Genomic DNA, 13614 nt, shown 5'->3' with positions numbered 1-13614 from the left:
TAAGGCATTATTTTAAATATGAAAATTCGCTTTGAACTCCTGATGTCCATCACCGCCATGATCACGGCAGTCGCTGCTGTGGTGGTGGCTATCGTGCAGACACAGGTGATGCATGACGAGGCGATGATGGAGCGCGAACATGCCCGCCTTTCGGTGCTGCCGAGCATCATGGTGTTCACCGGCAGCCATGTGGGCGACGAGGAAGGCAGCTTCTATATCGGGGCGACCAACCAGGGCATAGGTCCGGCGTCCATTGAGGGGCTGACTGTCAGCGTTGATGGTAAAGCACAAGCAACCTGGACACAGGCTGTGGCCTTGGCCACAGATGGTGCAGTACGTCTGGACGGGCCGGAGCGAAATGTGGATTCCGTTGCGGTTACCGATCTGGACCCCGGCGCGCTGATGCCTGCTGACGTCCGTGTTCAGATGATCAAGATGGACACAACGCCCGAAATTGCCGCGCTTATGAGGGGGCAGCTGGATTCTCGTGTCACCGTATCCATGTGTTATTGCTCGCTCTACCGCGAATGCTGGACCGTCGACAATATCAATACCCGGCCCAAGCCGGCGAACAGCTGCAAGGCCCAGGAGGCCGCCTTCTTCCGCAACGAAGAATAAACGCCGATATCAGTCCTGCAGGTCAGCGACGAAGCTTCTGACAGCCGTGGCTGAGATGGCCGGAATTTCCTCCATCGGGATATGGCCGATGTTGGGGTAGGTCACCAGCTTGGCGCCTTCGATCTTTTCTGCCAGTATTTGCCCAACTTCCATGGGGATCAGGCTGTCGGCTTCGCCCCAGAGGATCAGCGTAGGCAGGTTGATCTGGGCCACATCAAGGTCAGCCCGGCCGCCGTCCCTGTACCAGGCGAAACGGATGCCAGTGGCACGGCGATTGCCCGGATGGCGCACCAGCTCCCAATAGCGGTCGATCATGGCGTCGTTGATCAGCGTATGGTCAACGATGGAGGTCATGAGGCCTTCTTCGACAAAGCTGCGCGGCGTGATATTCTCCAGGATCCAGTCGCTGTACCAGCGGCCAGCCAGGTCGAAGGCTTTCGGGCGCTTTATGGGGATTTTGGTGTCTGCGGGCGGGTTCACTCCTGCGGCGTCCACCAGAACGATGCCCTGAAGCTTTTCCCCGTGCGCCAGCGCATAAGCCAGCGTGACACCGCCGCCCATCGAATTGCCGCCAAGGATGAAATCCTGCAGGTTGAGGGCTGATGCGAACTCATCCACGAAAGCCACCATGCCGCCATAGGTATAATCGTCCGCGGGCGTCGGCCCGGTGAGGCCGTGGCCTGGCAAATCAACGGTGACAACGAAATGGTCTTCGTCAAGGGCGTCCACCCAGCCTTCCCAGGTGTGTAGGGACGCGTTCGAGCCATGCAGCAGCAGGATTGTCGGCCCTTCGGCATTGCCCTGCATGCGAAAGTGCGCGCGGGCGCCAGACGGGAGTTCGATGAAATCTGAAGCGCCTGTGGCGTATTTTTCGGCCAATGTTTCGTGCGGTATATCCGGCGTCCAGGAAATATAGACCACCAGCGCAAAGCCAAGCATCAGCGCGGCCAGCAGGTATTTCAGCCATTTCATCATCTGTCACTCCCCCGTTTGGCGGGAGCTTACCTGAAGGGGCCTACACGCGCCAGCGGCGATTTTCAGCGCGCTAAACCTTTGGCCCAGTGACAGGCGCGGGCGCGGCTGGTAATGTTATGTCATAACTTTATGGAGCATGTCATGGTGTCAGGCAAGCAGATGGACCGTCCAATGGACCGTCCAATGGACCGCCGGATGGACAGACGGACAGTTCTTGCGATGCTGGGGGCAGCCGGGGTGTCGCTGGCTGGCCTGGGTGCTGCGTCTGCTGCAAGTGACATGCTGCTGAAACGCATCCCCTCAAGCGGGGAAGCCATTCCGACCATCGGCCTCGGTAGCTGGATCACCTTCAATGTCGGGAATGACCCTGTTGGCCTTGAGGCCAGCCAGAAGGTCATCGCGGCCTTCCTTGAGGCGGGCGGTCGCATGATTGACAGCTCGCCCATGTATGGCTCATCGCAGGCCACCATTGGGCAGGCGCTGACGGCCTTGGGCGCGCCGCCGTCGCTGATGGCCACCGACAAGGTTTGGATCAACGGCGCGCGCCAGGGCAGGGCGCAGGTTCAGGCGAGCCTCAAGAACTGGGGTGTGCTGCGTTTCAGCCTCTTGCAGGTGCATAACCTGCGTGATTGGCAAGCCCATCTGCCGGTCCTCTTTGAGATGAAGGCCGCCGGTGCCATCGACTATGTAGGCGTGACCACGTCGCACGGCAGGCGACACCGCGAGCTGGCGGCAATCCTTGAAAACCAGCCGCTCGATTTTGTCCAGCTGACCTACAATATGACCAACCGGGAGGCGGAAGACCGCATCCTGCCGCTTGCGCGTGAGCGCGGCATTGGGGTGATCGTCAACCGGCCCTTTGACGGCGGGCGGCTGATCCGCGCGGTCAAACGCCACCCGTTCCCCGCCTGGGCGAAAGCTGAGGGCTTCAAAGGGTGGGCGGATTATCTTTTGAAATTCAACGTATCGCATCCGGCGGTCGTTTGCGCCATCCCCGCCACCACGCAAGTGGCGCATGTGCGGGAAAATATGGCCGCAAGTAAGGGCCGACTGCCGGATGCGACCCTGCGGGCCCGTATGGCTGCCTATGTGAAGGACCTGTAGATGTTCTTCTGGGAGACCCTGCAAAGCTATGAGCTGGCCGATTTCCTGATGTTCTCGCCAGCTGTCTATTTCCGCATGGTGGAAGCCTATGTGGGCAGTTGGTGGCCTCTTGCGTTGGCTTTCGTGCTTGGGTTCTCCGGTACGCTGTGGCTCTGGTACCAGAAAGGTCAGGACTTGCCGGTTTGGGGCTTGTTGGCTGCTGCCTGGGTCATGCCGGTGCCACTGTTTTTTCTTGGCCGTTACGCCGAAATAATGACAGCAGCGCCCGCCTTTGCCACGCTATTTGCGCTTCAGGGGGCTTTGCTGCTGATTGCGCGGGCACATCCTGTCAAAGGTCCGGCGCATGTGTCACCCATTGGGGCGTGGGGCGGCGCTTCTCTTATGATAGTGGCGCTGGTGCTATACCCTGTTGTTGCCATGCTTGCGGGCAGGGCGCCTGCCGCGTTTGAGGCCGTGGCTTTGATGCCCGATCCCGCTGTTCCACTGACGCTTGGCTGGTTCCTGCTTGTGGGCGAACGGCGGCTTCTGCTGTGGGTGATCCCGTTTTTGTGGGTGGTTATATCCGCAGGCATACTGCACACCATGGGCGAGCCTGATTATTGGCTGCTGCCAGTCCTGTTCCTGCTGGCTGCTGTCGGAGCCTTTCTGCTGCCGCGCAGCGGTGCCATCAAAAATTGACACTTGCCAGATTTGACCTTTGTCAGAGACACTTGGGGCCTGACACGGCAACAAGGCAGCATGATGCAGCATATTCTTACCGCCCTTGGGGGCATTGGCCTGTTTCTGTTCGGCATGACGGTGCTGACAGAGGGCTTGCGCGCGCTGGCCGGCGGGGCCTTGCGGGCGATCCTCGCGCGCTATACCACCAATCCGGTCTCAGGCGCTGTCACCGGTGCCCTGACAACGGCCGTGATCCAGTCCTCCAGTGCCACCACGGTAACAGCCGTTGGCTTTGTGGGGGCAGGGTTGATTACATTCTCGCAGGCCTTGGGGGTCATCTTTGGTGCCAACATCGGCACCACCATCACCGGCTGGCTGGTGGCGCTGATCGGCTTCAAGCTCCAGCTTGGTCTGATGGTGATGCCGCTTTTGCTTGTTGGGGTGCTGATGCGCCTGTTTGGTAAGCCAAAGTTTCGTCACGCGGGCACCGCGCTCGCGGGTTTCAGCCTGCTGTTTATCGGCATTGAAACGCTGCAGCACGGCATGGCAGCCTTTGAAGGCATTGTCACGCCCGACAGCTTCCCGGCGGATACCCTTCTGGGCCGCCTGCAGCTTGTGCTGATCGGTGTGGGGATCACGCTTGTGACCCAGTCATCAAGCGCCGGTGTGGCGACGGCCCTTGTGGCGCTGTCGTCCGGGGCGATTTCCTTCCCGCAGGCGGCGGCCATGGTGATTGGTATGGACGTGGGCACCACCTTCACAGCCGCCCTCGCGACCGTGGGTGGTTCAACCGCCATGCGCCAAACCGGCTTCGCCCACGTGATCTATAACGTCATGACGGGTGTCATGGCCTTCTTCCTGGTGGGGATTTACACCAATTTCATGGATGCCTGGGTGGCGGGCGGCGCGGCGGGCAATGCCCAGATGGCGGTCGTGGGCTTCCACACCATGTTCAATATTCTTGGCGTGATCCTGATACTGCCTTTCACCGGTGCCTTCGCCCGCTTTATCACCCGTCTGGTGCCTGAACAGGTACCAGCGCTGGAGCGCGGGCTGGACAGGCACCTCCTGAAGGAACCCGGCGTGGCCATGGCCACGGCGCTTGAGGTTGCCCGCAGGCTGGGGCAGGAAGCTTTTGCCATCCTTCATAGTCAGTTGCGGCCGGAAACGCGGCAGGCCAGCCAGGAGGCAAGACTGGAAGCGCTTCTGCGCGCCACGGAAAACACCCAGCTCTATGTGGAGGAGATCTCATCGAGCGCGCTAGACCCGGTGTCGGCCGACCAGCAGGTGGCGGCGCTGCATGCGCTTGACCATATTCGCCGCCTGCATCACCGCTGCACGCAGATCACCCGGGTGGGGGCCTTGTCTGCCGACAGGCGGCTGGCGCGCTATACCGCCGTGCTGGCGCATGCCGTGGGGCGGTTCACCCTGGATGGTGATATCTCGGCGGGCAGGGCGGCGTTTGAGCGCCTGCACGGCTTCATGCGTGTCCAGCGCCACCGGTACCGCCAGTCAGAGGTGCATAGCTCCATCAAAGAGCATGGGCCGGACACCACGCTGATGGCGCGGCTGGATGCCATGCGCTGGCTGCAGCGCGTAGCCTACCACGTCTGGCGCATCAGCTATCATCTTGGGGAACGAGACCAGCAGGCGGAACCGTCAGCCTCCGACCAGGAAGATTAACCGCACTGGGCGCGGTGCAGCATCATATGGTCGGCCAGCACCACAGCCATCATGGCTTCGGCGATGGGTACGGCGCGGATGCCCACGCAGGGGTCGTGACGGCCTTTGGTAACCACATCAACGGCTTCGCCACGCGTGTTCACGCTTTTGCGCGGCGTCAGGATGCTGCTGGTGGGCTTCACGGCAAAACGGGCTACGATGGGCTGGCCGGTTGAAATGCCGCCCAATATGCCGCCCGCGTTGTTGGACATGAACTGCGGCCCGCCGTTTGCGCCGGGGACCATCTCGTCCGCATTCTCTTCGCCTGTCAGGCGGGCTGCTTCCATGCCGGCGCCAATTTCCACGCCTTTGGCGGCATTGATGCTCATCAACGCGGTTGCGAGGTCGGCGTCCAGCTTGCCGTAAACCGGCGCGCCCCAACCGGCGGGTACGCCTTCGGCTACCACTTCGATCACGGCACCAATGCTGCTGCCGCTTTTCCTGATCGCGTCCAGCTCGGTTGCCCATTCTTCGGCCGTTTGCGCGTCGGCACAGAAGAAGGGGTTGTTGTCCACTTCAGCCCAGTCGAACCGGCTGCGGTCAATCTTGTGGGCACCCATCTGCACCATGGAGGCACGGATGGTGATACCGTCCCCCAGCACCTTGCGGGCGATGGCGCCGGCCGCCACGCGGGCCGCGGTTTCGCGCGCGCTGGAGCGCCCGCCGCCGCGATAATCGCGGATGCCGTATTTTTCCATATAGGTGAAATCGGCGTGGCCGGGGCGGTAGCGTTCAGCGATATCGCCATAATCCTTCGAGCGCTGGTCGGTGTTTTCGATCATCAGCTGCACAGGCGTGCCGGTGGTTTTGCCTTCAAACACGCCCGACAGGATTTTCACAGCGTCGGGTTCCCGGCGCTGTGTGGTGTATTTGCTCTGGCCGGGCTTTCGTTTGTCCAGAAACACCTGGATTTCCTCTTCCGTGATCTCCAACAGCGGCGGCACGCCATCGACGGTGGCGCCAAGCGCCGGGCCGTGGCTCTCGCCCCAGGTGGTGAAACGGAAAAGTCTGCCAAAGGTGTTATAGGACATATGAAAGCCTAGTCTTTGTCTTGTTCGTCGAGGATCTTGATGAAGGCCTTCATCGCGTCGTCGTCTGTCGGCATGCAGGTGGTGGAGAAACCGCTATCCACATGGTGGGTTTCGCCGGTCACGCCGGAAGACAGGTCAGACAGGAGGTAAAGGCCCGCACCGGCCACATCATCAAGCGTGATGTTGCGGCGCAGGGGGGCGTTTTTCTCGTTATACTTCAAAAGCATACGGAAATCGCCAACGCCGGACGCCGCGAGCGTCTTCATCGGGCCGGCGGAGATGGTGTTCACCCGGATGCCTTTTTCGCCCAGGTCACGCGCCATATAGCGGGTGCTGGCCTCAAGGGCCGCTTTCGCCACACCCATCACATTATAGTGGGGCACAACCTTTTCCGAGCCATAGTAGCTGAGCGTGACCATGCTGCCGCCGTTGGTCATCATCTTCTCGAGACGCTGGCCCACGGCGACGAAGCTGTAGGCGGAGATGTTCATGGTCATCAGGAAGTTGTCGAGCGTGGTGTCGATATAGCGGCCGCGCAGCTCATTCTTGTCGGAATAACCAACGGCATGTACGAAGAAGTCGATGCTGTCCCATTTTTCCGCCAGCTTTGCAGCCATGGCGTCGATCGACGCGGCGTCGGAGACATCACACTGCACCAGGAAATCGGACCCAATGGATTCCGCCAGTGGCCGCACGCGCTTTTCCAGGGCTTCACCCTGATAGGAAAAGGCAACCTCAGCGCCTTGCTCCGCGCAGGCCTTGGCAATGCCCCAGGCCATCGAGCGGTCGTTTGCGACGCCCATGATAAGCCCGCGTTTTCCTTCCATCAATTTGGTCATATTCGCCCCCTTTTTATATCTGTTAGGCCGAGAATTCGGCGCATCCTACACGAAGCGCCCCGCCCGTCAATTGTTTTGGCGGAAACTGATTATGCGTCGGTTTCTGCCGGTTTGTCATCGCCATTATTGGCCGCGTCCTTTGCAGTCCGCTTGCTGGCGCGTGCCTCTGCCTTTGCCCTGTCTGCCTCGTCGAACGTATAGGCTGCGTTCAGTTCCGCGCCCAGCACAAAACCGAGGCTGACAAGGAAGCAGAAAAGCTGCATCACCACCACGCCCGCGAGGCTGCCGTAGGTGACGTCATAGTTGCCTGCATATTTGAGGTAAACCGACATGCCCTTGGCTGTTGCGATCAACACGGCGACGCTGAGCAGCGTGCCGGGCAGGCGCACCACGTTCTTCACTTTCCTGGGCGTCAGCGACAGGTAGACCATATAAAGCCCCAGCGTCAGCACAGCGGGGCTGACCAGAAGGCTGAGGTATTTCCAGGTGGTGTTGACCCCGTCCATCATGGCGTCCGGGAACAGGCTGGTGATGGCCTTGAGGACCGCCGGGCCCAGCACCATGATCGACATGGCAATCACGATGGCAATGGCGCCAAAAACCACCACGCCCAGGCTTTCAAGCCGCCTGATCCAGATGGCGCGCGCGTGTTCCTTGCCAAACGCCTTGATCAACACCTCACGCGCCGCTTCCACGCCGTTTCCAGCGGTCCAGATGGCCAGCAGGATCGAACCGGTCAGGATTTCGGCGCCGGTGTTGCTGACAATACCCTTGATCGGGCCGGCGACAACGCTTGAGACTTCGGGCGGCAGGATAGAAAGCATATACTGGATCGCTTCGTGCCCGCGCTCGGATTGCCCCATGAAGCCGGAAACAGCGACCAGGAAGATGATGAAGGGAAACAGCGATAGCATGGAAAGGAACGCCATGTTACCGGCCGCCGCCATGCCCTGATTGCTGAAAAACAGGACGAGGGCGCGTTTCCAGGCCCGCTTATGCCGTTCCAGCGCTACCATGGTGTCAATATAGCCCCGCTTTCTTGCGGAGGTCAGCACCATTGCCGCCGGACCATTGTTTCATCAGCTTTTCAAGCTCCGCGTCGCGGTCGGTCGGCAGCATCAGCTTCAGGTTGACATACATATTGCCCACCTCATCACCGCGCTTGACGCCCTTGCCCTTCAGCCGCAGGCGCTTGCCGGTGGAGCTGTTTTTGGGAATGCGTACTGTCAGGCGGCCTTTGGGGGTCGGCACTTCGATATCACCGCCCAGCACCGCTTCATCAAGTGAGATTGGCAGCTCAAGATGGATATCCAAATCCTTGCGGGTGAAATAGGGGTGAGGCGCCACGCGAATTTCCACGAGCGCATCGCCCTTGGGGCCCTTGCCGAAGGCCGGGCCGCCTTGCCCGGAAAGCCGGATCACCTGGCCATCCTTGATGCCGGGTGGGATCTTGATGTCCACGTTGCGGTTGTCGTTGAGCGTCAGGCGCCGGGTGCTGCCGTTGATCGACTCGTCAAAACCGATGGTGATCTTGTAGCTGAGGTCCAGACCCCGCTTCCGGCCTGACTGTTCAAACGGGTTATCCCCCCGCGATGGGCCGCTGCGCCGGCTTGAGGAGCGGAAAAATTCGGTGAAGATATCCTGGGCTTCGTCAAGATCGAAATCGTCGAACCCTGCAGATGCCCGCCGCCTGCCGCCGCCGCCAAACCCAAATGGGTTCGAATAGGCGCGCTTCTCGGCGCCGGTCTCGTCAATCTCGCCGCGGTCATAGCGCCTGCGCTGTTCCTCGTTCCCGAGGATCGAGTAGGCTGCAGACACTTCCTTGAAGCGGTCGACAATCTTGGGGTTATCCTTGTTGGCGTCTGGATGGTATTTTTTAGCCAAAGTACGATAGGCCTTCTTGACGTCAGCCTGGCTGGCGTCGCGGTTTAGGCCCAAAATATCATAAAGGTCGCTCATAGGATTGTATCAAACCCAAAAAACAGATACTGAATCACGTGTCTTGCTATCATATAAGGGGCAGGGCACGGCGTGCAATATTCTTGCATTTATAGATGCTTAGATTTGATATAGCAGACTGTGCAGCCGACGTGCGGAAAAAGATTTTTTTTGACAAGGAATAAGACCGGTGTCCGACAAGCGTGCTTCTTTTGAAACCCCGTTCGATCAGGTCAACGCCTGGCTTGCCGAAGCCACGGAAAGCGAGCCCAATGACCCGACGGCCATGGCGCTGGCAACAGCAACGCCAGACGGCTTCCCGAGCGTGCGGATGGTGCTTCTGAAGGGCTGCGATGCGGACGGTCTTGTTTTCTACACCAACCTTGAAAGCCGCAAAGGCGGGGAGCTGGCACAAAACCCGAACGCAGCGCTTCTGTTCCACTGGAAGACCCTGCGCCGTCAGATTCGTGTCGAGGGTGCTGTCGAGCCGGTAACAGACGCCGAAGCCGACGCCTATTTCGCCTCGCGCCCGCGCGCCAGCCGCATCGGCGCCTGGGCGTCACAACAGTCGCGCGAGATGGAAGGCCGGTTTGAGTTTGAGGGCGCCATCGCGAAATATACTGCCAAGTTTGGCGCCGGCGATGTGCCACGGCCTGATTATTGGTCCGGCTTTCGGCTGAAGCCGCGCTATTTCGAATTCTGGCGCGACCGCAAGTTCCGCCTGCATGAGCGCATTACCTACCGGTTGGATGAAGCCGCTCAGGACTGGCAGCTGGCGGAGCTTTACCCCTAATATTTCCGTTGTGTGACACCTTATATTGCCCTTGGGGCAGAAGTGTCACTGAAGTGAAATATATCTGTCACAATAGGGATTTACCTTTTCCTCGCACAACAACACTGTGGGCCAGCACGCGTGGCAGGCACCGCATAGCGAGGGTCACTCCATGCGTCTTTCCGTTCGTCTTCGGATTCTCATCGGCTTCGCAGCCGTCATCGTTACGCTTGCGGCGGCGAACCGCATCTCCTCATCCGGTTTGCGCGGGCTCGATACCGCCTCTCAGGCGATTGCCGACAAGACTGACATTGTCAGGCACGTCAATGATTATGCGGCCGATATCGCGGCACAAACCAGCGCGCTCAGGACTTACGCATTCTCAGGCCGGGAGGAAGACAGGCAGCGCCTGACCGAGGCCCAGGCCCGGGCGGAAGAAACCCGCACCGAGGTGGCCGACATCCTGACCCAAACAGGCGAAGCCGAGACGGCAAAAGCCCTTGAGGCCGCGTCCCATGATTTTGATGCTGTTTTCACGGCAGTTGAAAACCGTCTGGGGAACGAAGAGGACGCCCTTCAGGTTGTTGCTGTTGGCATTGGCAAACTGGAAGTGTCAGCCGCCAAGCTGGCCGATTTCCTGCAGTCCAGGGGCGGCGAGGCAGCTGCACTTGCAAGCCAATTAGGGCCGCTTGTGGCACGCTATAACCAGGCCAGCATTGCCTATGTGGCATCGGGCCGTACCGCAGACTTTTCCGAGGCCATTGCCGCAGGTGAAGAACTGGACGGTTTGATCAGGACAGCACAGGTGGCGCTGAAGGGCATACCGCGGCGCGACATGCGGGTGCTGATCTATGCCCGCCGCGATAGCGACGTAATCCGCCAAAGCCTGCGCGCCAAGAATGCGGCAGCCACGTCCTTGCAGGATGCCATGACCCAGCTTGAAGGGGCGGCAACGGCCATTGCAGACATTACGGGCAAGGCAAAACTGGCTGCCCGTGATGAGCAAGGGCTTGCGCTGACCGATATGATCGCAGCCGTGAACAAGGCTGTGGTCCAGAGCCTGATTGGATTGATCGTTGGCGCCGTGATCGCAGCCATTATGGCCTGGTATATCGGTTTTTCGGTCGCGCGCCCGCTTGGCCGTATTACCGATGCGATCAGTAGGCTGGCGGCAGGCGACAAGACGGTTGAAATTCCGGGCCGTGACCGCGGTGACGAACTCGGCCGCATGGCCGAAGCGGCAGGCATCTTCAAGGACAAGACGTTTGAGTTGGAGCGTCTGGCCGAAGCCAAACGCGAGGGCGAGCGCCGGGAAGCTGAAGCCCGGCGCCTTCAGGAAATCGAGGACGCCCGCCGCCTTGAAGAACACAAGCAGGCCGAAGAACGCGCGCGGCTGGAGCGTCAGGAAGCCCGCCAGCAGCAACGCCTGCAGATGGCCGATGCGTTTGAAGTGGGTGTGATGCGCATCGTGGAAACGGTGGCGAGCGCATCCCGGAACATGGCGGGGGCGGCCAATAAGCTTGTCGGCAACACCGAACGCACTGCGTCGGAAGTCAGCGCGACCCAGCATGCAACGGATGAGGCATCGCGCAACGTTCAGGCCGTGGCAGGGGCGACCGAGGAACTCTCTGTCTCGTTCCGGTCCGTGAGCGATGAGCTTGACCATAGCGCGAAGGTGGCCCTGAGCGCCGTTGATGAAGCCAGCCGCACCACGGAAACCGTGGCGGGCCTGTCGGAGGCCGCACACCAGATTGGCTCTGTGGTCAAAATGATCCGCGATATCGCCGATCAGACCAACCTTCTGGCGCTTAATGCGACCATTGAGGCCGCGCGCGCCGGTGACGCAGGCCGAGGTTTTGCTGTGGTGGCGTCCGAGGTAAAGAACCTGGCAGCACAATCAAGCAAGGCAACCGAAGATATCGCGGCCTATGTGGAAAAGATCCAGCTGGTGTCAAACGACGCGTCGGGAGCGATTGAGCGGATCGGCGATATTATTGGCCAGATGAATGATGTGACGCAGTCTGTGGTGGCGGCAGTACAGCAGCAGGCCGCAGCCACCGGCGAGATTGCCCAAAATGTGCAGCAGGTTTCGGCTGGGACAGAACAAGTCCGGGCCAGTGTGTCGATTGTGGACGCGGCCGCCTTTGAGACCCGCACCATGTCCAGCGACCTGCAGACAAGTGCGGAAAGCCTGATGTCTGAATCGGATAGCCTGAAGCGCGAGGTGGATCGGTTCCTGGCTGAAGTGCGCGACACAAAAGAAGAAGAGGCCGTAGCGTCTTCCGACAACGCCGATGAAAAGAGCCACAAGGGCGCAGAGATACATCTGTTGCGGTCAGCCTGATTACTTTAATCATGAAACTATGGAAAAGCCCGCATCTGTGCGGGCTTTTTTCGTTTTGGCCTTTGAAGTCCGGCGCTGCCGAACTACACTTTAATGGAACACATTGCCTTTGGGGAAAGGCAACTTTTCAAAGGGGGAAAAGACCATGGACGGCATGACGCTCAACGAGACGCCAGCGGAAGACATCGCAGCCAAGCTTCAGGCCCAGCGCCACAGCTATCTGGCTGAAGGCTTCGTAAGCGCGGAGGTGCGCAAGGACAGGCTGAGGCGCGCGCTCAAGTGCCTGATGGATCATAAGGATGACTTTATCCGCCTGATTTCGGAAGATTTCGGTAACCGGTCCGCCGAGACCACATTGTTCGCTGACGTAGCGGCAAGCTCTGGCGCCCTCAAGGATGCCATCAAGCATGTGGACAAGTGGATGAAACCCTCTAAGCGTAAGCTGCAGTTCCCGCTGGGGCTGTTGGGTGCCAAGGCGCAGGTGGTGCCGCAGCCGAAAGGTGTTGTGGGGCTGATTACGCCCTGGAACTTCCCGCTGACCATGGTTTTCGTGCCGCTTGCACAGATGCTGGCGGCGGGTAACCGGGTGATCATCAAGCCAAGTGAGCACACACCGCGCACTTCCAACTTCTTCAAAGAAGTGTTCGCTCAAAACTTCGATGAAACCGAAGTGGCGGTTGTGACAGGGGCGGTGCAAACCAGCCAGGCCTTCGCCAGCCAGCCATGGGACCACCTGATGTTCACGGGCGCGCCGGTGGTGGGCAAGCTGATCATGCGGGCGGCAAGCGAGAACCTCACGCCCGTGACGCTCGAGCTGGGCGGCAAAAGCCCGGTTGTCGTTGGCAAAAGCGCAGACCTGGATATGGTGGCCGAGCGCGTTGCCACCTTCAAGCATATGAACGCCGGACAAATCTGCCTGGCGCCGGATTATATCAATATTGATGCCGACCGGCGCGACGCCTTTGTCGACACCTACACCAAGAAGGTGTCCAGCATGTATCCGTCCATGCTAGCAAACGACCAATATACCTCGATCATCAGCCCGCGGCACCGGGAGCGGCTTGAAGGTTATATTGAGGACGCCAAAGCCAAAGGAGCGGATGTGCGCATCATCAACCCCGCGGATGAGGATTTTGCAGGCCAGAACCAGGCCAACAAGCTGCCGTCAGCCCTGATCCTGGACCCGACCGACGACATGAAGGTGATGCAGGAAGAAATCTTTGGCCCGATCCTGCCAGTGCGTACCTATGAAAAGACGTCTGAGGTGATCGACTATGTCAACGCGCGGGAACGCCCGCTGGCGCTGTATTATTTTGGTGGGGACAAGGCCGAGGAAGCCGAAGTGCTGACGCGCACGACATCCGGCGGCGTGACAGTCAACGATGTGCTGTGGCACGGGGCCCATGAAAACCTGCCGTTCGGCGGTGTGGGTAACAGCGGCATGGGTCATTATCACGGCTATGACGGTTTTCTGGAGTTCAGCCACCAGAAATCGGTGCTGAGGCACCCGAAACTGTCGATCGGCAATCTCCTTGGGATCGTCCCACCATACACGGACAAGCTTCGCAAGAATGTGGAGCGTCAGATCAAGTAACAGGTTAACCAGCAGTC

Annotated in this window: 12 protein-coding genes; 7 read left to right on the top strand and 5 right to left on the bottom strand. The window is 59.8% G+C overall.

The window, feature by feature from the left end; all coding sequences use genetic code 11:
• The first annotated feature begins 18 nt into the window (after positions 1-18).
• A complete protein-coding gene (locus KORLAC_RS11885) occupies positions 19-618 on the top strand; it encodes a hypothetical protein (protein ID WP_068306837.1) in 600 nt (199 codons plus the stop codon).
• 9 nt (positions 619-627) lie between these two features.
• Here KORLAC_RS11885 and KORLAC_RS11880 read toward each other — a convergent pair whose 3' ends face one another.
• The gene (locus KORLAC_RS11880) at positions 628-1593 is read right to left on the bottom strand and encodes an alpha/beta fold hydrolase (RefSeq protein WP_068306833.1); all 966 of its coding nucleotides are present in this window, start codon (positions 1591-1593) and stop codon (positions 628-630) included.
• Positions 1594-1734: 141 nt separating this feature from the next.
• Between KORLAC_RS11880 and KORLAC_RS11875 the strand changes: the two genes are divergently transcribed.
• Genes KORLAC_RS11875 through KORLAC_RS11865 form a run of 3 tightly spaced genes read left to right on the top strand, consistent with a single transcriptional unit; the run spans position 1735 to position 5040 of the window.
• Entirely contained in the window at positions 1735-2697 is a 963-nt protein-coding gene (locus KORLAC_RS11875; RefSeq protein ID WP_206594936.1) for an aldo/keto reductase, read from the top strand.
• Positions 2698-3375 carry a hypothetical protein gene (locus tag KORLAC_RS11870; protein ID WP_068306828.1) on the top strand — a complete coding sequence of 226 codons (678 nt, stop codon included), beginning with the start codon at positions 2698-2700 and terminating at the stop codon, positions 3373-3375.
• Between the two features lie 60 nt (positions 3376-3435).
• On the top strand, positions 3436-5040 hold the full coding sequence (locus KORLAC_RS11865) for a Na/Pi cotransporter family protein (protein WP_074519460.1): 1605 nt from the start codon (positions 3436-3438) through the stop codon (positions 5038-5040).
• Here the strand turns inward: KORLAC_RS11865 and aroC are convergent.
• From aroC to KORLAC_RS11845, 4 genes are all read right to left on the bottom strand, one after another.
• On the bottom strand, positions 5037-6110 hold the full coding sequence (gene aroC / locus KORLAC_RS11860) for a chorismate synthase (protein WP_068306825.1): 1074 nt from the start codon (positions 6108-6110) through the stop codon (positions 5037-5039). The two genes, KORLAC_RS11865 and aroC, sit on opposite strands and share 4 nt — an antisense overlap.
• An 8-nt stretch (positions 6111-6118) precedes the next feature.
• Positions 6119-6949 carry an enoyl-ACP reductase FabI gene (locus tag KORLAC_RS11855; protein WP_068306823.1) on the bottom strand — a complete coding sequence of 277 codons (831 nt, stop codon included), beginning with the start codon at positions 6947-6949 and terminating at the stop codon, positions 6119-6121.
• Between the two features lie 89 nt (positions 6950-7038).
• On the bottom strand, positions 7039-8007 hold the full coding sequence (locus KORLAC_RS11850; RefSeq protein ID WP_068306821.1) for a YihY/virulence factor BrkB family protein: 969 nt from the start codon (positions 8005-8007) through the stop codon (positions 7039-7041).
• Positions 7970-8908: a DnaJ C-terminal domain-containing protein gene (locus KORLAC_RS11845; RefSeq protein WP_068306816.1), complete on the bottom strand. Its 939-nt coding sequence runs from the start codon at positions 8906-8908 to the stop codon at positions 7970-7972. Before KORLAC_RS11845 ends, KORLAC_RS11850 begins: the two co-directional genes overlap by 38 nt.
• Positions 8909-9068: 160 nt before the next feature.
• Between KORLAC_RS11845 and pdxH the strand changes: the two genes are divergently transcribed.
• The 3 genes from pdxH (at position 9069) to KORLAC_RS11830 (ending at position 13597) form a co-directional block, all read left to right on the top strand.
• The gene (gene pdxH / locus KORLAC_RS11840; protein ID WP_068306813.1) at positions 9069-9680 is read left to right on the top strand and encodes a pyridoxamine 5'-phosphate oxidase; all 612 of its coding nucleotides are present in this window, start codon (positions 9069-9071) and stop codon (positions 9678-9680) included.
• 151 nt (positions 9681-9831) lie between these two features.
• Positions 9832-12003 carry a methyl-accepting chemotaxis protein gene (locus KORLAC_RS11835; protein ID WP_068306811.1) on the top strand — a complete coding sequence of 724 codons (2172 nt, stop codon included), beginning with the start codon at positions 9832-9834 and terminating at the stop codon, positions 12001-12003.
• 145 nt (positions 12004-12148) lie between these two features.
• Positions 12149-13597 carry a coniferyl aldehyde dehydrogenase gene (locus KORLAC_RS11830; protein WP_068306809.1) on the top strand — a complete coding sequence of 483 codons (1449 nt, stop codon included), beginning with the start codon at positions 12149-12151 and terminating at the stop codon, positions 13595-13597.
• The last annotated feature ends 17 nt before the right edge of the window (positions 13598-13614 follow it).

This window comes from Kordiimonas lacus, from assembly GCF_001550055.1.
Taxonomy (GTDB): Bacteria; Pseudomonadota; Alphaproteobacteria; order Sphingomonadales; family Kordiimonadaceae; genus Kordiimonas; species Kordiimonas lacus.
The sequence above is the reverse complement of the archived record's forward strand: the minus strand, read 5'-3'. Positions and strand labels throughout refer to the sequence as shown.